We start from the raw sequence: 19,850 nt of genomic DNA, 5'->3' as shown, positions 1-19,850 counted from the left end.
ATTTAATATATGCCTTTTATGTTATATCTTTATTATTCTAAAAACTAAACGGTGAAAAAGAAAAGTGTAATCTTACTGCTTTTATTCATTATAAGCTGTGAAAAAAACGAAATTGTAAAAGAGACAACTGAAAACAAAGATTCACTGACTACAAACAAAGATATTTTTTCAAAGATTGCTGAAGATAAACAGAAAAAATATGAAAGTCAAAAAATAAAAAATTTAAATTCAAAACATTATACAACACTCGATACTGTAGTGATACGTAATGAAAATGATTTTTTATTAAAACTGAGCAGACAAGATTTCAACAAAATAGTAGATAATCACCCTGAATTTTTCGATGAAATAATCCAAAGCCCAGATATTACTTACCGAAATTTTGGTTCAGATTTCAGCAGTGAAGCCGGACAAGATCAGTATTATAATCTGTACGCTTATTTTCTGGCACAAAAAAACGGAATAGAAAAGAATGCCCGACATCGTAAAAAATTAATCAGAATTTACTCTGCTATCAATTCGATTTTTGGCTATCTCGCGAATGGCGGAACATTTTTCGGGCATCAGCAATCCCGCCTTGTTGCAGATGCTGAATATGCTGTCTATCTTCATTCTGAATCAGATAACAGTCAATCCAAAGATGAATATGATGTTTCAAAACAAAAGAAACTTTATATACAGTCTCTGAGACAAAGGATCGACGACGAGGTTAAAATTGATAAAGAATCTACAGCAAAGGAAAAAACTGAGCGGATTCAGGAGCTCAATGGATTTGTTAACGAAATTGATCTCTTGATTACAAATTTATTTTATCTTCGATGTGCACAGCATTTTCAATATAATTACTACTAAATTTTCAAAAAATTCAGCAAAAGAAAAAATAACATATAACGATTAAAAAAAATAATTTAAAATGAAAAGCATTTATCTACTTCTTTTATCCTTTCTGTTACTAAGCTGCAACTTCAACCAGTTTTACAAAGACCGGGAATCCGATAAAGCAGATGGTGAAAAAGTGCCGCAGAAGTTCTATTGGGAAATCCGATATGGTGGAAATCAGGACGACATTTATAAGCTGTTTGGAGAAAAATTTTTCAGCGTAACGAGTAAAGAAAAACTTATAGAACTTTTAAATGTAACAGGGCAAATAGGTCCGGTTGAAGAATATAATCTTTCTCACTGGGAAACAATGGTTGTAAAAGGCAGCAATCCCAAGAGTGAATATCTTTTCGTTTACGATGTGAAAAGAGGAACTGAAAAAACACAGGAAACTTTCACTTTAGAAAAAGATGAAAACGGAGATATAAAAATTGTAGGCTATCGTGTCAATCAGGATATGCTTAGCAAATAAAAAAAGGTCAGTAATTTTCTCAATTGCTGACCTTTTATTTTTTTCAGAAAAGTCTTATTTTTCTTCGGTATACCGTTTAAAAATCTGTTTTTCCTTACCTTCTTTTTTATTCTGAATTACCAAGATATCTTTGCTCAGTTCCTGAATTTCAAATGTTTTTTCTTTTCCCAGTAACGTAATTTTCAGATTTCCTTTGGTTCTTTCAATTTTGTAAGGTCCGTTCATTCCGCCAATCATCCCGTTGGAAGCCTGATCGATCATTTCAAGACTTGCCGTACTGTCTTTTTTAAAGGTGAATATTCCAGTAGAATTGCTGTTCGCAATGGATTTCTGCGACCACGAACCGATAAGCAGATCATAATTGAATTTGGAACCGTGATCTGCATTCAGTAAAAACGCAAACAAAAAAGTAAATAGATATTTCATTGTGATGAGGATTTAAGATCTAAAAATACAAAAATTCATCTGAATTTTATTCTTCCAGAATTTTATGATGAAAAAACCTCACAGGTTTTAAAAACCTGTGAGGTTTGTCACTGATAAATCAGCAATATTTTATTGATTTTTCTCTTTCAGATAATTGAAATGATTGATCAGAATACGGATTTCGTTAAATTCAAAATGACTTGGGAGAACATTTTTCCACTCCGTTAAAGTTTCTTTGGGATCTTTGTAGAAAATATCTTCAAAGGCTTTTATTTTATCCGAAGTAACCACTCTTGAAATATCGAGCAATCCCTGTTCTGCAAATTTTGCGAGATGACCAATCACGGTTTCTTTCACCAGTCCTCTTTCCAAAGCAATTTCCCCGATGGTTTTCCCCTGCTCAAACAACTGAAACGTGAGAACCTGAGACGGAACCTTTGCGACTTTCATGCTCACTTCCTTGTTATTGATCTCATCCAGAAGTTTTGTTTCCAGCAAATGAATTTCCTTTAAACTGTTTAAATATTCTTCAATATCTTCCAGCCAAACACGAAAATCTTCATTATATTGTTTCAGACCTTTTGTTCCTTTAATTTCGGCATAAAAATCTTTCAGCGGACTGAAAACCTTATCTCTGATTGCGGTAAAAAAGAAATTCACCGCACCTTTGGTTTTGCTTTCAATTTCAGACCATTCTTCTTTCTGCTCAATGAAATTATTCACCTTTTGGGAAATAACCCTTTCCAGTTTTTCGAAAATCTTTCCGAGATTGACGATTTCAGGTTTTAACTGATTATATAATTGCTTCGTTTTAAGATGATCCAGACTTTTCGTTACGATTGAAAGATTGTTCCAGTCTTCAATTTCCTTTAAAAGCCATTGAGAATCGACTGCACGAAGCACTTTCCTGATGCTGTAATCGTATTTTTCGTTATTTAAAATCTTATCAACCTGATCATTGGCAACTGTATCGGAATGAAAATGAAGGATTCTGTTGTCTTTGAAAATAACTTCAGGCGTAATTTTAGATTTCAGAACAATCCCTTCCAAAGTACGGCAACGCGATAAGGCAACATATACCTGTCCTGCGGTAAAACTTTTTCCGGCATCAATAATCACACGGTCAAAGGTTAAACCCTGACTTTTATGAATGGTAACCGCCCAGGCAAGTTTTATCGGGAACTGTTCAAAGCTTCCCAAAACTTCCTCCTTGATGTTTTTATCGGTATCCAGAAAATATTTTTTCTGTTCCCAGACTTCACGCTTTACGGTAATTTCTCTTTCGCTTCCATCCAGAATTACTTTAATTTCGTTTTCGTCCAAAGCAGAAATTTCGCCCAGTTTTCCGTTGAAATATCTTTTTTCTCCTGAAATATCATTTCGGATAAACATGATCTGCGCTCCGATTTTTAGGTCTAAAAACTGTTCGTTCGGGAACTGATTTTCTTTAAATTCTCCGAAAAGTTTCGCTTCGTAGGTTTTAGAAGTTATTTTTATTTCGTCGAGTTTTTCCTGATTGATATCGTCTGCCATTTTATTGTGTGAACAGAGATAAACATAAGGTTCGTCTCCGGAATTAAAATCCGGATCATATCTTTCATTTAGCCTTTCAAAATCTATATTCGCAGTATCTCCGTCACGGATGGCATTCAGAATGGCAAGAAAATCTTCATCCGACTGACGGTAAACTTTGGTAAGTTCTATGGTAATTAATGGGATTTCCTTAATCGCATGGCTATCAAAAAAGAAAGGCGAATTGTAGTACATTTTAAGAATATGCTCATCCCTCACAACCGGCGGAAGCTGATACAAATCTCCGATGAACAACATCTGAACGCCTCCAAAACGCTGATTATTTCTACGGATAAATCTCAGAGAAAAATCCATCATATCCAGAACATCAGATCGAAGCATGGAAACCTCATCAATAATAATCACCTCTACTTCACGCAGAAGTTTAAGCTTATCTTTTCTGTATTTGAAATGAGGCATCAGGTCGGCAATATTATTTGCCAGACTCGTATCAATTCTTTCCGTGGTCGGTAAAAACGTTCTCAACGGCAGTCCAAACATAGAATGAATGGTTACGCCACCTGCATTAATGGCTGCAATTCCTGTAGGAGCCACAACGATGTGTTTTTTTCTGGTACGTTTTACAAAATCGTTGAGGAAAGTCGTCTTTCCTGTTCCTGCTTTTCCCGTTAAAAATACGCTTCGGTTGGTATGTTCTATTAAGTCAAAAAAATGATTGTTCATCGTCGTCAAAATTACGGAAATGAAACTTAAAATCCTTATCTTGGCATAAGTTTTGAAAATTTTGAAACAGAAAAAAGTAATTATGCTAAAACCTCTTTCTTATATTTCTGCTGTATTATTCAGTGTTTCGGTGCTATTTGTTTCGTGTGGAACCGCAAAAGAAGCAAACGCCAATCTTCCTCAGGATATCGCGGAAAGACCTGCCGATGAAAGCAGCCAGAAATACGATCAGGCACAGCTCGACAGAATCCGGGTTTCCATAGAATCTGAAGTTGCAAAAGAAAAATGCACAAATGCAAACGAGTGGGCTTTCGCTCCGATGGGTGCAAAATCCTGTGGCGGACCTCAATTCTATATTGCCTATCCTAAAAAAATGGAAGAAAGTATTTTAAGCAGAATTGATGATTATACTGAAAAAGTAAAAGCATTTAACCAAAAATACGGAATTATGTCGGACTGCATGATGGTGAATCCTCCTACTGCAATTAAATGTATAAAAGGCAAAGCCGAACTAATTTACTAATTAAAACCATTAAATTCTTTCAGGAATTTCATTAAGGATAAAAAAAGCATTGCTAAGATTTTCAGCAATGCTTTTTTGTTCTTATGAATTTGAATTTATTGTGAAAATTTACCTGCGAAGCAAATTCACCATTCATCGTTGAATTAAAATTTATCCTTCTACATTTTTCACATTTTCCTTATACCAAGAAGAATATTTCACGTAATTATCTGCAATTCTGTTTACTTCTCCTTCCAGAAGCTGTGAATTGATGTCTTTAATTTTTCTTGCCGGAACACCGCCCCAGACTTCTCCGGATTTCACATGCGTTCCCTGCGTTACCACAGAACCGGCACCGATGATTGAGTTTTCTTCCACAAGACAGTCGTCCATCACAATCGCTCCCATTCCGATAAGCACATTGTCTTTAATAGTACAACCATGAACAATTGCGTTGTGACCAATAGATACATTATTTCCGATATTCAGAGGATGTTTCTGATAGGTACAGTGTAACATTGCATTATCCTGAACATTTACTTTATTCCCCATTTTGATGTAATGAACATCTCCTCTAATCACCGCATTATACCAAATGCTGCAGTCTTTTCCCATGGTAACATCGCCAATGATTGTTGCTGTTTCTGCCAGAAAAGTATTTTCTCCTATTTGTGGTGTTTTACCTAAAAGTTCTTTTATTAAAGCCATATGTATGTAATGTTAATTTAACAAATTTAAAAGTGACACATAAAGATAAATGAGCATTCCTCCTATCACTGATACTATTATTTCTAAAAAAAGAATGGTTAGTTTACTTTTAATAACATATTGAAATCCAAAATCAATGATTAACAATAAAATGGGAACAAAGATTCCGAAAAACAAAACCACTCCATAAAGCAAAAACTCCCCTTCTGTTCTACAAGCTGTATACAAAGCAAAAATGAAGAGTATCAGAGCGAGAATATTAAATAAGGAAATTTTATAACTGAAATTCATGGATTCAAATCAATAATAACACTAATAGCAAAAATCTAACTATCCATTTTCTTCAATCCCACTTCTTATGCGTATTTTTGTATCTCAAATTTAAAGAAAAAATGCGTACGATACTTATAGAGCCAACCGAAAACCCGAAAGTGATGAAATTTGTAGCAGATTACAATCTCATTCCGGGATCTTTGGAGTTGGACAGAGATTCAGATATTTCAGAAATTCCGATTGCTCAGGAACTTTTCAATTATCCGTTTGTGGAAAGAATTTTCATCACGGCAAATTTTGTGGCAGTTGCAAAACAGGATACGGTAGAATGGGAACATGTGGCAGAAAGCCTTAAAAATGTAATTGAGGATGAATTGCTTGCAAACCCTAGAATTTATCTTCAGAAGAAGAAAGAAATGTACCAGATTTATGCGGAAATGACTCCGAACCCGAATGTAATGAAATTTGTTTCGAACAAATTATTGCTTGAAGGTTTTGTAGAGGTAAAATCGAGAGAGGAAGCTGAAGGCGTTCCTTTGGCTCAGGCAATTTTCAATGAATTTGATTTTGCGAAGGAAGTTTTCATTTCAGATAATTTTGTAGCAGTTACGAGAGACAATTCTGTGGAATGGCATCAGGTAATGATGACGGTTCGCGCATTAATTGCAGAATATCTTCAGAACGGTGGCGAAATTTCAAATATTGAGGCTCAAAAGCATGAAAATCCGGTTGAAAAAATCATCAACAGAGAATATACAGACGACGAACAGAAAATTTCAGATATTTTAAATGAATATGTAGCTCCTGCAGTAGAAAACGACGGCGGAAAAATTTCTTTAATGGAATATGACAAAGAAAATAAAACCGCAAAAATGCTTTTACAGGGCGCTTGTTCAGGATGTCCAAGCTCAACAGCTACATTAAAAGGCGGAATTGAAAATATTTTAAAACAGTTTGTTCCGGATTTAGTAGAAAAAGTGGAAGCTGTAAACGGATAAAAACATAAGTAATCAGTAATAAGCTCTTTTAAATTACTCATTACCATTACTCATTATTTATATTTTATGAAAGGAATTTTATTAGTAAATCTTGGTTCGCCGAAGTCTACGGCAGTAAATGATGTAAGAGAATATCTGGATGAATTCCTGATGGATGAAAAAGTGATCGACTACCGCTGGTTCTTCCGTGCGCTTCTGGTACAGGGAATTATCCTGAACACAAGACCGAAAAAATCTGCGGAAGCATATAAAACGGTTTGGACGGACGAAGGTTCACCGCTTATCGTGATCACAGAAAAAATTCAGAAGAAGCTTCAGAAAGTGGTGGATGTTCCTGTGGAAATCGGGATGAGATATGCGCAGCCGAGTATTGAAGCCGGAATTCAGAAACTGGTAGATCAGGGAGTTTCCGAAATTGTACTTTTCCCGCTGTATCCTCAATATGCGATGAGCACGACAGAAACGGTGGTGGAAAAAGCAGAAGAAGTAAGAAAACAAAAGTTTCCGAAGGTAAAGATCAATTATATTCAGCCTTTTTACGATCGTGATATTTACATCAACTGTTTAGCGGAAAGCATCAGAGAAAAACTTCCTGAAAATTTCGACGCTTTGCAGTTTTCTTATCACGGTGTTCCGGAAAGACATATTTATAAAACCGATCCAACGAAAACGTGTAATCTGAACGACTGCTGTTCCAGAGAAAGCAATCCAAGTCATACGTTTTGCTACCGTCACCAATGTTTCAAAACAACGAATCTGGTAATTGAAAAACTGAATCTCCCCAAAGAAAAAACTATTGTTTCTTTCCAGTCGAGATTAGGAAAGGACAAATGGATCGAACCTTACACCGATGAAACACTGGAAACCATTCCTAAAAAAGGAGTAAAAAATCTAGCGATTGTTTGCCCTGCTTTCGTTTCCGATTGTCTGGAAACACTGGAAGAAATTTCAGTGGAAGGAAAAGAGCAGTTTTTACACGGCGGCGGAGAAAATTTCCATTACATTCCATGTCTTAATGATGAAGACCGATGGATTGAAGTGGTAAAAACACTTTGCGAAGAAAAGCTTCATGAGTTTTATCTCGTATAATAATCTTTTTGATATTAACATAATAAAGAAGACCACAGGAAAATCCTATGGTCTTACTTTTTTTAATTATGATATTACTACTGTTATTTTTTAATTAAGTTTCCTGCTTTTTGTCCATTTACAGTTACTACATAAATACCAGGAAGCATACTACCCGGAAGCTGAATTTCCACTCTGTTCGCTCCGTCTGTTAATTTCACTTTTTCGGAAATTTCTCTTTTACCTGTCAAGCTCATTACTTCTACTACTCCGCTTCCTTCTTTACCTTCAAATGATACGGTAAATTTATCGGTTGCCGGATTTGGACTTATTGTGTATAATGAAGCATCTGAAACGGCAGTTTTTCCTGCAGCAGACGTTCCGCCTCCTACTCCCACAGCATTCCATGCATTGGTAACCTGAGTAACTTCAGCACTTCCTGCACCGTATAAATCTGCAGCCGCCTGAAGAGAATACGTTCTTGCATTCAGATAAGTGGAAGAAGAGGATAAATATGTAGTCAGTGTTCTGTAAGCGATAGCTGCCGCTTTATCCAGACCGATTCCTGTAACATTGTAAGCAAATCCTTTATCATTAGTTCCGGTTCCTCCTGTTACCAATAAATAGTACCAGAAATTAAGAACTCCTGAATTCGTGTGAACTCCACAGTAATCATTGGTCTGAGTAGGACTTGCACAACCTGTTGTAGTAGTTGCTTTCCAGTACGTTCCAAGATAAGTATCCGGCTGTCCGTAAGCATTTGGGTTTGCCATGTCTCTGATTACATAACTGAAATCTTCTCCTAATTTCCAACTATTTTGTGTAGGTCTTGCCCAACGCTCTATTGAATTTCCAAAGATATCGGAAAAGCCTTCATTTAAAGCTCCGGATTCTCTCTGATAAGCTAGATTTGCTGTTTTAGAGGTCATCCCGTGAGTAATTTCGTGACCACAAACATCTAAAGCTGTAAGAGGTTTTCCTCCGTTTGTTGTGGAACTTCCGTCACCATACGTCATTCTGGTTCCGTCCCAGAAGGCATTAAAATAATTGGTAGAGTAATGTACATAAGATTTTATTGCAAAATGATTGTTATCGATACTCTTTCTTCCGAATTTAGTATACAGATAATCCAACGTCATTTCTGCTCCCCAATGCGCATCAGTTGCATATTGATCTTTGTTGGTATTAACGTTATTCCATGTATTATCCGCATCTGTAAAGTCTACTGCAGAAGCATAGTTGGTTCCTTTTTTAAGGTCAAAAGTCTGAACAGCCGTTCCGCCGTTTCTTCCTGTTTCTCTTAATCTGTAGCTTCCGTTGTAAGAATCTGTAACGATGCTTCTGGTTCCGCTGTACCCTGTAACAGCTGTTCCCGGAGTATTAACTTCGTGGATAATTGCATCAACTCCCAATACCTTACCGTCTTTTGCGTCTACAAAAACATATTGTCTGCTTAATGGCTTTTCAGCATAGATGTCGAATTTGTAAGCCAGCTTCAAATCCTTCATTTTATCATCAGCAGGATCAGAATAATAAACCACTTCTCCTTTAGGAGCGAAAGATGCACTGGCATCATTTGATTCTTTTTTAATAAATTCTTCCTCTTCTTTATTCTGCCATTTGTAAGAATCTGCGCCTACAAATGCCATCGCGTTCTGTAATGCGATGCTTTCGGAAATTTTAGCACTTTTTTCTAAATTTTTAGGCGTCTTAACAATCCATTTTCCGGATTCTCCTACAATTTTGCCGTCTTTGGTCTGTACAGCCATCATCCCGTATTCTACAGGAATTCCATCGATGGTCTGCTGGAATCTGTGCGTTTCAAATCCCAACTGATCTTTTTCAAAACCCAACTTGCGACCCTGAGCTTGGGATAGTCTTTGTGAAGTTTCATCAAATAAAACCGGACTGCCCTGAAAAGCAGGTCTGTCTTTTTCGAATCTCATAAAATCTGCATGTAGTCCGTCTTTAGCTGGAATTAGTTTAGATGGTACATTTTGTCCGAAAACAAAAGAACATACAGCAACACTTGACACTAAGATAAATTTCATTTTCATAATAAATATTTATTGGTTTTAAATTTAATTAACAAAATATTTATACCAAATTAACGAAATAAATATTAAATATTCAATAGAATTTATAAATCAGCAAAAAAATCATAATCACAATTTTACAATAAACAACTTGTTTAATGTAAAATTTAATCCATTAAATATATTTTATGTTAAAATATTTAACATAAATAATTAATTTATGAATTATTTTTTTCACTATGCAGGGCATTATAATTCAAAGGTGTATGAATTATATAAGAAATAGCTAGAGATTCACGACAATGCTAAAAAATAAAAAACACATCTACACCCCTTAAAAAATTTAAAATTTTTTTAAAAAAAATTAAAAATAAACAAAACACCCCCTTTTTTAAATAGCAAATATTTTGAAAATAAATATTTTTTACTACCTTTACCCTATAAAATCACATTACTAATTAAAAAGACAGATGAGATGAATGCAACTGCCGAAATTCTAAAAAATAAAATCGAAAACTTAAATCCGGAAATGCTGGAAACTTTTGCGAAGATGGTAGAAAGTCTTGAAATGAAAAATAAAACAGCGATATCGCAATTTTATCTGGACGAAATTTTATATAGAATTCAGTTTCACAGGGAAAATCCCGACACTAAACTGGACTTCTACGAAAATATCTCGGAGCTGAAAAAGTACTGTGCCTAAACAATGAATGTATTACTCTCTTCTATTGCCAAAAACGACATAAGACTTCTTATGAGAGTTTTTAATGCGGAAAAAGAATATAAAGGAACTGATTTTTTAGAAGAATTAAAAGAATGTGTAAATGGAATTTCAAAAAAAGAGAGAAAAAAGATTCAGGAAACTCTCGTGGAAACAATGCATGATTTCCCAGTAAATATCCATTATCTTTTTGAAGATGAAGAAAACATTTTAATAACTGCCGTATTCAAAACATAAATCACCAAAACTTCCAGACTATTATTATATTCAAACCTCACGGATTTATCTGTGAGGTTTTTTAATTGTAGATTTACCATTTCTGCCGGTCATCTCCTCGTATTTCAAACCCAATCTCAGAAATCAGTGATTGTAAATCACAAGGATTCATTTCTTTTTCGATTTCTTTTATTAGAGGATCATAAGCAGGAGTATAATGAATTTTAAGAGCTTTCAAAACATCCGTTTTGTTAGCAGGAGGCCAGAATCCTTTATTTATATAGGTGTTGTTTTGTGCTATATAATTTAGAATTTCAAAAGCTTCTGAATTTTTATAGGCAGCAACAGCTTTTACAAAATAAAGCACATTATTGTCTAAATTTTTCTTTTCCGAGAGTTTATCTTTAATATTATCTTGAAAATAACTTTTCAATAAAGGAAAAAATACAGCATCCGGAAATATCTCGATACTTTTAAAAATATTCTCCTGACAATAGCCATTAATATTTTGTTTAAAAACAGACAACAAAAGTTTAGCATCCTGTTTTTTTCTAAATTTACTTAATGCATAGCATGATATCAGCTGATTGCCACAGTCCTTGCTTTTAGTTTTCGCACGTTCTTTAATCAAATGATAATATTTTTCATCAGGATCAATGTCCTGGATCATCCAGTTTGAGACATCTAAATAAGGATGTTTTAGCAATACTTCTTCCGTCAATACTTTTTTCTGAATGGGAGACAATCCGTTTTCATCAAAAGCTTTTCTTATCATTAAATCTGAAACTGAAAAATAGCCTACCGCATCCTCATAATACCACCATTCTACTTTAGCAGTATCATTCAGATGGTTAATCAGCAGATCAAAGTATTCAGGTTCATTTCTGTTGACAATAGCTCCGTAAGCCACAACTCTCAACAGCGGTTTCTTTGCATCCATAAGTTTTATCAATTCTTCTTTAGATGCATTTCTTTCCAGAAAATTTTTGGCAGTTGTATCAGAAACAGGAACTGCTTTCTCTTTAGAAAGCCTTTCCAAATAAGGTTTTAAATTTCCACTGAAATCATTAACGTCATATTCTTTTCTACATGATAAAAAAAGAAAACAAATAGAAAGTGACAGAAATATTCTTTTCATTGAGATTATCTCACCGGCGTTCTGAGTTCACCATACCCCATTAATCCGTCATAATTTCTTCCGAAAGGGGCATAATATAAAAATCCTTGATAAAGATTTTCCGTCTGCCAGAAATTACCGTTCACTTCACCGAAATTAAGTCTTCCATCGGGATTTTTTGTTGCCAGAATATAGTTGTAAAAACCCTGCTTCAGATATATTTTTGCCACATATTTTTTTAATGTCTCATCATACTGCATCTGGTTTTCTTTGCCTGGTTTAAAATTATTGAACCCTCCCAAAACAAAAATTTCTTTGTCGACCGGCTCAGAATCAAGGTAAAAATGTACCCATGAATAATCTGCTTCTCTCGTAGCATCCCTTTCTCTTCCCAGATCATTTCTACGGTAATACCACGCGCCGTTAACGTCCGGCTGATACTGATAATTCAGCGGGAAAGCCCAGACCGGATGAAGATAAGTCTGGTTAACTCCATCCAAAAGTTCGGTTGCACGAACCATATCTGCAGCCATATTCATATTCTTATTATCGAAATAATAAAATTCATTATTCCCAGGAAATATCAAGGAAAGCTGCTGAAAAAGAAGCTGGTTTCCCAATGTCGCACTAGGTTTTAAATTATTTATTGTAACATTCGGATTATTGTTCTGCATTACATTCAGCGTCATGGAATTTACATTCGATGTTATATCTCCGCCTTTGGGAACTGCTTTCACTTCTATCCTTTGGTTCGCATCAGGATTTCGTGCATCAGCAAATCTTGAAACCCCTATTGCTAAAGTTGCTGCATCTTCCACCACATAAAACCTTCTTTTGAAAAGCGGCTTTTCAGCAGAATCTTTGTACACAATAAGCTCAAAATTCCCGGATATTTTCGGCTGCATTTTTTCATTCGGAAAGTTCAGTGTGTAATGGGTGTATGATTGCAGTGTATTGAAAGAGTACTGAAATTTATCCAGCAAACCGTTTAAACTTCCATTGGCAAATTCTGTAAAAAAGAGATTATCGTCTTCCCAGTTTCTGTTGTAATGCTTAATGGTGTATCTGTAAATTTCGCTTGCATTGGTAAGATCATCGAAACTTAAAACCAACTGCTGATTAAAATTAATAACCGGTGTTTCGTCATTGGTCTGTGGATTAAACAATTGAATACTCTGGATATTCTGTCCAAAAACCAGTCCGCCCAAAGAAAGTAAAAGTAGCTGCAATGTTTTCATTATGACGAAGATAACGAAAAATCGTTTTTAAACATACAATACGGGAATCTTTATCAATTAAAAATTTATTAAAACTTTTAAACCAAGACTTTTGTAGCTACCTTTGTTTTCAATAAAAATATTCAGAATATGCTTCAGATCCAAGGTTTCGTATTCAATTTTGCAAGCGAAAACACTTATATCCTTTATAACGAAAATAAAAAAGCATGGTTATTTGATCCCGGAAATATGAACGGACAGGAAACCAAAGCGATCGAAAGTTTCATTTCAGAAAATGAACTGAAAATTGAAAAAATTCTTTTAACGCACGCTCATATTGATCATGTTTTGGGCTTACAATGGGCTTTTGACACGTATAAAGTTCCTGTTCTGATGCACAGAGAAGACAAAGAAGTGCTGAATATGTTCCAGATCAGCGGGATGAGGTTTGGTTTTGAGCTGGATCATATTCATGTGGAAATTCAATATATTGATGAGGGTGACGAACTGGATTTTGACGGAGAAAAATTCAAAATCTATCATGTTCCGGGACATTCTCCGGGGAGTGTGGTTTATCACAATGAAAATCAGAAATTCATTATTTCCGGTGATGTTCTGTTTGAAGGCAGTATCGGAAGGACTGATCTTTATAAAGGAAACTACGAGCAGCTAATTGAAGGAATCAAAACCAAACTTTTCATTTTGGATAATGACACTCAGGTTTTCTCCGGACATGGAAATCCCACGAAAATCGGGTTTGAGAAGGAGTATAATCCGTTTTTTAAGTAAGACTGTTTGAGTGTGGGTGAACTAAGAGAGTTTAGATACGAACCTTTCTGTTTTAATCTAAATTGATTTGCATTTTGTTACAAACAAGGTTGTTTTAAACTACATTCATTTGCATTTGATTACAAACAGGGTTGTTTCAGAATACCTGCATTTGCATTTCATTACAAACAGATTGTTTCAGAGTTATGTAAACTGCATTTGGTTACAAACAGGGTTGTTTTAGACTGCCTGCACCTGCATTTGATTACAAACAAAGTTGTTTCATATAAAGTACTATATAAATTAAATTAATGACAGAAAAATTCCCTGCTATAAACAGTACGCTTGATCCCGTACATCTCGGATATCTTATTCAGCAAAAATACGGGCTGAGTAACAAAACAAAATGCAGCATTTTCCGCCTAGCCATGAATCATTTGTACATTATTCATGATGAGGAAAAGAAATTTGTTTTCCGAGTGTATACTCATCATTGGCGGACAAAATCTGAAGTTGAGGAAGAACTAAAGCTTCTCCTTCATTTAAAAGACGAAAACCGGCAGGCTGCTTTTCCGATTGCAGATAAATTCAGTGACTATATTCAGGAAATTGAAGCCCCGGAAGGAAAAAGATTTGGGGTTTTATTTTCTTATGCGAAAGGCATAAAGACGGCAAAATTTTCGCCTGAAATAAGTTTTCTGATCGGACAGGCTTTAGCCAGAGTTCATCAGTCGTCAGAGCATTTTGAACTGAACAGGATTTCTTATGATTTAAAAAATCTGCTTACAAACCCTGTTGAAAAGATAAAAAAATTCTTTAACGATGGTAATCCGGAAGTTATTTTTCTGGAGAAATTATCTGAATTTTTAAGCCTTAAATTCGAAACTTTCGACAGACAAAAAATGAGATACGGAAGCGTACATCTTGATGTCTGGTTTGATAATCTGCACATTGATAATGAAAAGGAAGTTACTTTTTTCGATTTTGATTTCTGCGGAAACGGCTATTTATGTTTTGATATTTCTTACTTTCTGTTTCAGCTTCTGGCAACCAACCTGAACGAGGAAGAATATCAGACAAAAGCAGAAAGTTTTTTACAGGGTTATGACACGGTAACAACAATCAGCAACGAAGAAAAAAAGTTCTTATCTTACGCCTGTTTAGCTGTCATAACGTATTACATCAGTGTGCAGTGCGACAGATTTGAATTCTGGACAAATATCTTCCTGAATGAAGATCATTTAAAAAGGATGGTTGGAAATTTAAAACGCTGGATGGCTTATCATTCTATTGAAATTGAATAACTTTCATAAAAACAAATAACTAAAAATATGGAACAGAAATTAAACAAATATATTGGTACCGATGGAATTATTGAAGTACAAAACAGAGAACGAAGTGCCTGCAAATTATTATCCACAGAACGTACAGATCACTCTGTTATTTTAAATTTTGAAAGTATTTTTCCGGTAAGAGAATTAAATTTTAATGATGTTCCCGATTGGAATATTGAGCTTTCCCGAACAGCTTTTGGAAAAAACTTCACTTTCATCGTTGACGGACAGATTGAAGAGCCTGATAACAATACAATAAGATTTACAGAAAACGAAAGAAATTTAACCGTTACCATAGATTTTAATGAAAGTACGGTAAAAGAAACTATGCTAAAATACATTGATGAGCTTATCCCTAAAAAATAAATAAGTTCTCTATGGACAAACTGGAGAAAGAAATTCTGAAACGGGTTTCCTACATGAACAACTCAAAATGGTTCAGGTTACTGACAGAGATGCAGAATGCAGAAATTAATATTCAGTCTGCATATATTAAGTTTCTGCTGAACGACAGAAAGTACAAATTTCATCTTGGAGGTTTTAACACAAATGGTTTTGGGGACGTAAGCGAACTAGGACCATTCAGATATAAAGAAATTGAATGGATTATGATCCCCGAAAAACATGAAACAGAACGCTGGAACAGAAATGAAAAACTGACATCAGAATTTTTTTTTCAGCCGATAGATAAAATTGAACAGATCATAAAAAATTTGGGACTGTTGGAATATGAAATAACAGAAGAAGGACTGAGAATTTTTGGATATAAATAAAAAGTTACTCATATTCTTTCAAAACAACAATTGTAAATTAACTAATACCTAAAATTTAAAATAAAATTATTAAACATGAATAAAGAAGAACTGATAAAAAAATTAGCGGGAGATTCATTTCAAGAATATTTAGAAGCATGTAGCGAATTGCCGGATTATGCAAAAAATGGCGGAGAACTGAATCAGGAAATCATAGAACGTGCATTATTTGTCAATCTTTTTCCTTTTTGGGCAAACCATCAGGATTTGAAAGATAAATATGACGAGATTATAACAGAACTACCGAATCATGAAGAATTAGTTCTCACCGATAAAAAGTATGATTTGTTAGGGCTGTCCGTTTTTATTAATGGATTACTGAACAGAGTATTTGATGTGTCCGGTTTTTTATGGGCAAGCAATGGATTTATGAGCTGCAAAACCGCCTGTAATTCTATCTCAAAATACTATAAAGAACAAGGAAAAGATAAGGAAGCCACCTATTTTCACGATCTTAGTGAATGGTTTATGTCGATCTATTCTGCGACAAGTGCTGTATTTAGAACTATTATGAATACCAGTGTATGGAATAAAGAAATGGTTTCTGGTCTCACTAACTTTTTAGATGAAAGCTTAAGCCAATATGGTATTTTCGAATGGATCTTAAGCGGATTATACGAAGTTGTAGATGACCCGTTAATTAAAGAAAAAGTGTTTGATCATTATATTGAATCCTTCAAAAAAGCCAGAGAAAACCTGAAAAAAGAAAAAAACAAAGAAGGAGCAGATCAGATTACCGAGAAATTGAAAAATTTGAGAAAACTGGCTAAAGGTCAAGATGTTTAAACTGAAAGAAAGTTATAAACTGTGAATATAAAAATTCTAATCAAATTAATACAAGAGAAACATCATCAAAGCGGAATTGAAATCAATCCTCCGGCAACATTTTCAGACATTACAGAATTTGAAAATGAAATCGGCTTTTCACTACCATCAGACTTTAGAGAATTCTATTTAACCTGCAATGGTTTTGGCTGCAATGAAGATATCTTTAATATGATTCCTCTCCAAAATATCAGAAAATATCCGCAAAACTTCGGGAAGAATTGGTTTCATTTTTCCGAATATATGATTTATTCGGAGATGTGGGGACTGAGACGTACGTCAGAAGGTGAGTTTGAGATATTTAACGACAGCCATCCCGATAAAGTGATGACCTCTTCTGTTAATGAGTTTCTTCAAAGATTTCTTGCAGGCAATGTATTTGACAGCGGAGGATTATATGAATGGCAAAAAGAACTGGGAATAATGTAACCTGAATGCGGGATAAGTCTTCTTAAACGCAAGGTTAAACAAAGAGATTCAATTATCAGGAATTCAGCTTTTAAGATATACAAAGGCGTAAAACTTATCAAAGTAATACCATTTTTGTCTTTTTTAAATAAACGAAGTGCCTTTGTTTAGCTAACAAACTTTCAATAAGTAAAAAAAATCTTTTGTTTTTCTTTGCGATAAAATAATACAACGCTATAAATCAATTATTTAAATTTATTTCTTATTCCGAACTGAGGTTAATATAAATTGCAATCATTTAAACTCTTTAATAACAAAAAACCGTCAGAAAAATCCTGACGGTTTTATCAATTGTATGAAGAAAGTAATTTTAGAAATCCAGCGTAATAGAAGCTCTTACCGCAGCACCCATAATTGGTCTTGCCATAATAATTCCGTCTCCCGATGGAGATCCGGCTCTTGGATCACCTTCTGTAATACCGATGGTATTAAAGATATTGGTTCCGTCTACCGCAAAACGGATTTTGCCTAACTGATAAGAAGTTCCCGCTCCAAATTCTGAGAAAGAAGGCAGAGTCTGCGCATTTTTCTCATCCTGAAAACGTTTTCCGTAGTAATTCATGCTTACATAAGCTCTCCATTCTTTGGTAAGATTTACCGCAGGAGAAATATTGAAGTAGAATTTCGGCATTCTTCTTACGGTATTATCATTGTAACTGAATGTTGTTCCGTCTGCATTTCTTCCTGTGAAATCCTTATATCTCGGATTTTGGATCGTTCCGTTGAACGTTACTTCGAACACATTATTGAATAATCTTGCGTATCCTTCAAACTCAACCCCTAAGTTTGATGTATTTGCAAATTTGTTCTCTGAGCTTCCGTCTGAATACACATCCGTAAATGAAAGATTTTTCAATGTAGAATAGAACGGAATTACCGCTACATCAAACGTTCTTGAATAGTACTTATACCCCACTTCCAGCTGATTGGTTGTTACCGGCTTTACAACAGATAAATTATTCATATTGTTGTAGTACGCTTCCTCATTCGGAGATCTGAAACCATTAGAGAAACGTGCATACACTGCATTTTCTTTATTGATTTTATAATTCAGCGCCGTTGTGAAAGAAACTTTATTTACATCGAAATTCCAGTAGGTGTATTTATTGCCTAAAACAGACATATTTTCGTCTGCCGTGGTCGTTGCAAAACTGTGCGTTCCGTCCGTTGTCAAGCCGGAATTGTTAAGGTTTCCGCTCGTCGTGTTCACCCCGTAACCTTTATAGAAATCTCGGCTGTAGCGGATTCCTCCGTTAAAACTCAGATCATCGGTAATATTATAGTCTAAATTCAGATAAAGATCATTCAGACTTCCCTGAATCTGAGAATCTCTCAACAGGAACGACATATTGGTAACTCCATTGTACGTTTTAGAATAACCAACACTGTTTGGCGTTAATGAAGTATCTACCAAATTCAGCAATTCCGGTTTATCGGTAGCCGTCGTTAAAATATTGCTCCAGTTCCAGTATTGATGAGACTTCCAGTTAGATTTGTAGAAACCTGCCGTCACATTTCCTTTATCAAATTTATAATTGAACTGCAAATCGTTAACGAAATTATTCATCTGCTTATCGATTGCCCAGAAACCTAATTTCTGAACGTAGCCCGGATTTACCACTGCTCCGTTGCTTACCATTGAATATTGGAATGTATTTCCTGCAATTCCTGCTCCTTTGGCGAAATCAGCCGCACTTTGAGGTCCGCCTGCAGGGAAAATTCCCGTATAATTCATATTGATATTGGTATATCTTGTTTTGTTTAAAACAGAGAAATTGTTACCCAAATCATATTTGAATTCTGCTCCTAAAACATCAACTTTCGGATGAATTCCATCCTCTAAATTTCTGCTGAAAAACCCTCCGCCTACTTGTGGAATGTTCAACTGACTGATGTTTCTGTAGCTATAGGTACCGTAATTAGCATCAAAACCGGAAAATTCTTTCAGATCATTTCCGTTCTGTACCAAAGGAATTGGAAGGAAGAATGTATTTCTGTCATCCAGTTTTTTGTAATAGATTTTGGCATAGCCTTTATCGAAAACATATTTCAGATTCATTCTGATCTGTCCGCCCTGATTGGCTTTAAAACCTGTCTTTCTGATTCCGTCATCCGTTCTGTAAAAACCTCCTACATTGAAGAATAATTTATCCTGAACCAAAGCTCCTCCTACATTTACATCAGTACGCATCAAACCATAAGTACTGGTTTCCAGTTTTGCCGTTCCTCGGAAATCGTTTCCGCCTTCTTTGGTAATAAAGTTAATTAAACCTCCCGGAGAATTGTTCGCAAAAATAGAACCTGAACCCCCTCTCAAAGCTTCTAATCGGCTTACCGAATTGTCTACACGGAAGAAATTATCTGCATTCGCAAACTGTAATGCTCCGTCTTCAAACACCGGAAGACCGTCTTCCTGAACCTGTACAAATTCATACGCTCCCGCAGAAGGAATACCTCTTGCAAAAAGGTTGTTTCCTACTTCACCACCGGAAGTTTCTACCGCAAAACCAGGAACACGCTGCAACAAAGCTGCCGCACTGATCGGGTTTTGTTTCTGAATTTCTTTTGCTGTAAAAGTAGAAATCGCAGTACTCGATTCTATTTTCTTTTTTGGGTTAGAGTTACCCGTAATAACCACCTGTTCGATGGAAGCCGATCTTGTGGAATCCTTAGGAGTTTCCTGAGCGTATGCATTGTTGTAATACAAGGTTGCAATACCGGCAAGTAAAAACATCGATCTTTTTTTCATAGCCT

At 35.1% G+C, this 19,850-nt stretch carries 20 protein-coding genes; 13 read left to right on the top strand and 7 right to left on the bottom strand.

All coding sequences use genetic code 11. The features are described from left to right. The first annotated feature begins 51 nt into the window (after positions 1–51). Together AC52CF_RS03340 and AC52CF_RS03335 are read left to right on the top strand one after the other, a co-directional pair. Positions 52–852: a hypothetical protein gene (locus AC52CF_RS03340; protein WP_496517849.1), complete on the top strand. Its 801-nt coding sequence runs from the start codon at positions 52–54 to the stop codon at positions 850–852. 61 nt (positions 853–913) lie between these two features. After that, the gene (locus AC52CF_RS03335) at positions 914–1,351 is read left to right on the top strand and encodes a hypothetical protein (protein WP_496517848.1); all 438 of its coding nucleotides are present in this window, start codon (positions 914–916) and stop codon (positions 1,349–1,351) included. A 54-nt stretch (positions 1,352–1,405) separates the two neighbouring features. On the opposite strand, the gene AC52CF_RS03330 is transcribed toward AC52CF_RS03335, so the two are convergent. Beyond that, positions 1,406–1,777 (bottom strand): hypothetical protein, encoded by a 372-nt coding sequence (locus AC52CF_RS03330; RefSeq protein WP_496517847.1) that lies wholly within the window; start codon positions 1,775–1,777, stop codon positions 1,406–1,408. A gap of 129 nt (positions 1,778–1,906) precedes the next feature. Continuing rightward, positions 1,907–4,033: a helix-turn-helix domain-containing protein gene (locus AC52CF_RS03325; RefSeq protein ID WP_496517846.1), complete on the bottom strand. Its 2,127-nt coding sequence runs from the start codon at positions 4,031–4,033 to the stop codon at positions 1,907–1,909. A gap of 82 nt (positions 4,034–4,115) precedes the next feature. Between AC52CF_RS03325 and AC52CF_RS03320 the strand changes: the two genes are divergently transcribed. Next, a complete protein-coding gene (locus tag AC52CF_RS03320) occupies positions 4,116–4,556 on the top strand; it encodes a hypothetical protein (RefSeq protein ID WP_496517845.1) in 441 nt (146 codons plus the stop codon). 150 nt (positions 4,557–4,706) lie between these two features. Here the strand turns inward: AC52CF_RS03320 and AC52CF_RS03315 are convergent, their stop codons facing one another. Continuing rightward, complete coding sequence (locus AC52CF_RS03315; RefSeq protein ID WP_214590795.1) at positions 4,707–5,243, bottom strand: gamma carbonic anhydrase family protein; 537 nt, start codon at positions 5,241–5,243, stop codon at positions 4,707–4,709. A 392-nt stretch (positions 5,244–5,635) separates the two neighbouring features. On the opposite strand from AC52CF_RS03315, the gene AC52CF_RS03310 reads away from it, so the two are divergent. Together AC52CF_RS03310 and hemH are read left to right on the top strand one after the other, a co-directional pair. After that, the gene (locus tag AC52CF_RS03310) at positions 5,636–6,514 is read left to right on the top strand and encodes a NifU family protein (protein WP_235129708.1); all 879 of its coding nucleotides are present in this window, start codon (positions 5,636–5,638) and stop codon (positions 6,512–6,514) included. A 66-nt stretch (positions 6,515–6,580) separates the two neighbouring features. Further along, positions 6,581–7,603 carry a ferrochelatase gene (hemH, locus tag AC52CF_RS03305; RefSeq protein WP_214590796.1) on the top strand — a complete coding sequence of 341 codons (1,023 nt, stop codon included), beginning with the start codon at positions 6,581–6,583 and terminating at the stop codon, positions 7,601–7,603. An 83-nt stretch (positions 7,604–7,686) separates the two neighbouring features. Here the strand turns inward: hemH and AC52CF_RS03300 are convergent, their stop codons facing one another. After that, on the bottom strand, positions 7,687–9,639 hold the full coding sequence (locus tag AC52CF_RS03300) for a M4 family metallopeptidase (RefSeq protein ID WP_375191098.1): 1,953 nt from the start codon (positions 9,637–9,639) through the stop codon (positions 7,687–7,689). A gap of 454 nt (positions 9,640–10,093) precedes the next feature. On the opposite strand from AC52CF_RS03300, the gene AC52CF_RS03295 reads away from it, so the two are divergent. Both AC52CF_RS03295 and AC52CF_RS03290 read left to right on the top strand, forming a co-directional pair. Then, complete coding sequence (locus tag AC52CF_RS03295) at positions 10,094–10,321, top strand: hypothetical protein (protein ID WP_214590798.1); 228 nt, start codon at positions 10,094–10,096, stop codon at positions 10,319–10,321. A 3-nt stretch (positions 10,322–10,324) separates the two neighbouring features. Then, complete coding sequence (locus AC52CF_RS03290) at positions 10,325–10,576, top strand: hypothetical protein (protein ID WP_336733180.1); 252 nt, start codon at positions 10,325–10,327, stop codon at positions 10,574–10,576. Positions 10,577–10,649: 73 nt separating this feature from the next. Here AC52CF_RS03290 and AC52CF_RS03285 read toward each other — a convergent pair whose 3' ends face one another. Beyond that, positions 10,650–11,693 (bottom strand): hypothetical protein, encoded by a 1,044-nt coding sequence (locus AC52CF_RS03285; protein WP_375181931.1) that lies wholly within the window; start codon positions 11,691–11,693, stop codon positions 10,650–10,652. Between the two features lie 5 nt (positions 11,694–11,698). Beyond that, positions 11,699–12,910 (bottom strand): type IX secretion system plug protein, encoded by a 1,212-nt coding sequence (locus AC52CF_RS03280; protein ID WP_375181932.1) that lies wholly within the window; start codon positions 12,908–12,910, stop codon positions 11,699–11,701. A gap of 129 nt (positions 12,911–13,039) precedes the next feature. On the opposite strand from AC52CF_RS03280, the gene AC52CF_RS03275 reads away from it, so the two are divergent. The 6 genes from AC52CF_RS03275 (at position 13,040) to AC52CF_RS03250 (ending at position 17,057) form a co-directional block, all read left to right on the top strand. Beyond that, positions 13,040–13,678 carry an MBL fold metallo-hydrolase gene (locus AC52CF_RS03275; RefSeq protein ID WP_375181933.1) on the top strand — a complete coding sequence of 213 codons (639 nt, stop codon included), beginning with the start codon at positions 13,040–13,042 and terminating at the stop codon, positions 13,676–13,678. A 290-nt stretch (positions 13,679–13,968) separates the two neighbouring features. Further along, entirely contained in the window at positions 13,969–14,961 is a 993-nt protein-coding gene (locus AC52CF_RS03270; protein WP_375181934.1) for a phosphotransferase, read from the top strand. Positions 14,962–14,988: 27 nt separating this feature from the next. Beyond that, entirely contained in the window at positions 14,989–15,357 is a 369-nt protein-coding gene (locus AC52CF_RS03265; RefSeq protein ID WP_375181935.1) for a hypothetical protein, read from the top strand. Between the two features lie 11 nt (positions 15,358–15,368). Continuing rightward, the gene (locus AC52CF_RS03260) at positions 15,369–15,764 is read left to right on the top strand and encodes a DUF6678 family protein (protein ID WP_375181936.1); all 396 of its coding nucleotides are present in this window, start codon (positions 15,369–15,371) and stop codon (positions 15,762–15,764) included. A gap of 75 nt (positions 15,765–15,839) precedes the next feature. Continuing rightward, the gene (locus AC52CF_RS03255) at positions 15,840–16,589 is read left to right on the top strand and encodes a hypothetical protein (RefSeq protein ID WP_375181937.1); all 750 of its coding nucleotides are present in this window, start codon (positions 15,840–15,842) and stop codon (positions 16,587–16,589) included. Between the two features lie 21 nt (positions 16,590–16,610). After that, positions 16,611–17,057 carry an SMI1/KNR4 family protein gene (locus tag AC52CF_RS03250; RefSeq protein WP_375181938.1) on the top strand — a complete coding sequence of 149 codons (447 nt, stop codon included), beginning with the start codon at positions 16,611–16,613 and terminating at the stop codon, positions 17,055–17,057. Between the two features lie 349 nt (positions 17,058–17,406). On the opposite strand, the gene AC52CF_RS03245 is transcribed toward AC52CF_RS03250, so the two are convergent. Continuing rightward, positions 17,407–19,845: a TonB-dependent receptor gene (locus tag AC52CF_RS03245; protein WP_375181939.1), complete on the bottom strand. Its 2,439-nt coding sequence runs from the start codon at positions 19,843–19,845 to the stop codon at positions 17,407–17,409. Positions 19,846–19,850: the final 5 nt, after the last annotated feature.

Source organism: Chryseobacterium sp. 2P, from assembly GCF_059579425.1.
The sequence above is the reverse complement of the archived record's forward strand: the minus strand, read 5'-3'. Positions and strand labels throughout refer to the sequence as shown.

What these genes read in the sequence shown, in the direction of transcription:
- AC52CF_RS03255 (WP_375181937.1), top strand. Translation starts at nt 15,840, where the DNA reads ATGAATAAAGAAGAACTGATAAAAAAATTAGCGGGAGATTCATTTCAA.
- AC52CF_RS03275 (WP_375181933.1), top strand. Translation starts at nt 13,040, where the DNA reads ATGCTTCAGATCCAAGGTTTCGTATTCAATTTTGCAAGCGAAAACACT.
- AC52CF_RS03320 (WP_496517845.1), top strand. Translation starts at nt 4,116, where the DNA reads ATGCTAAAACCTCTTTCTTATATTTCTGCTGTATTATTCAGTGTTTCG.
- AC52CF_RS03325 (WP_496517846.1), bottom strand. Translation starts at nt 4,033, where the DNA reads ATGAACAATCATTTTTTTGACTTAATAGAACATACCAACCGAAGCGTA.
- hemH (WP_214590796.1), top strand. Translation starts at nt 6,581, where the DNA reads ATGAAAGGAATTTTATTAGTAAATCTTGGTTCGCCGAAGTCTACGGCA.
- AC52CF_RS03315 (WP_214590795.1), bottom strand. Translation starts at nt 5,243, where the DNA reads ATGGCTTTAATAAAAGAACTTTTAGGTAAAACACCACAAATAGGAGAA.
- AC52CF_RS03330 (WP_496517847.1), bottom strand. Translation starts at nt 1,777, where the DNA reads ATGAAATATCTATTTACTTTTTTGTTTGCGTTTTTACTGAATGCAGAT.
- AC52CF_RS03310 (WP_235129708.1), top strand. Translation starts at nt 5,636, where the DNA reads ATGCGTACGATACTTATAGAGCCAACCGAAAACCCGAAAGTGATGAAA.
- AC52CF_RS03285 (WP_375181931.1), bottom strand. Translation starts at nt 11,693, where the DNA reads ATGAAAAGAATATTTCTGTCACTTTCTATTTGTTTTCTTTTTTTATCA.
- AC52CF_RS03335 (WP_496517848.1), top strand. Translation starts at nt 914, where the DNA reads ATGAAAAGCATTTATCTACTTCTTTTATCCTTTCTGTTACTAAGCTGC.
- AC52CF_RS03265 (WP_375181935.1), top strand. Translation starts at nt 14,989, where the DNA reads ATGGAACAGAAATTAAACAAATATATTGGTACCGATGGAATTATTGAA.
- AC52CF_RS03245 (WP_375181939.1), bottom strand. Translation starts at nt 19,845, where the DNA reads ATGAAAAAAAGATCGATGTTTTTACTTGCCGGTATTGCAACCTTGTAT.
- AC52CF_RS03280 (WP_375181932.1), bottom strand. Translation starts at nt 12,910, where the DNA reads ATGAAAACATTGCAGCTACTTTTACTTTCTTTGGGCGGACTGGTTTTT.
- AC52CF_RS03300 (WP_375191098.1), bottom strand. Translation starts at nt 9,639, where the DNA reads ATGAAAATGAAATTTATCTTAGTGTCAAGTGTTGCTGTATGTTCTTTT.
- AC52CF_RS03290 (WP_336733180.1), top strand. Translation starts at nt 10,325, where the DNA reads ATGAATGTATTACTCTCTTCTATTGCCAAAAACGACATAAGACTTCTT.
- AC52CF_RS03260 (WP_375181936.1), top strand. Translation starts at nt 15,369, where the DNA reads ATGGACAAACTGGAGAAAGAAATTCTGAAACGGGTTTCCTACATGAAC.
- AC52CF_RS03295 (WP_214590798.1), top strand. Translation starts at nt 10,094, where the DNA reads ATGAATGCAACTGCCGAAATTCTAAAAAATAAAATCGAAAACTTAAAT.
- AC52CF_RS03270 (WP_375181934.1), top strand. Translation starts at nt 13,969, where the DNA reads ATGACAGAAAAATTCCCTGCTATAAACAGTACGCTTGATCCCGTACAT.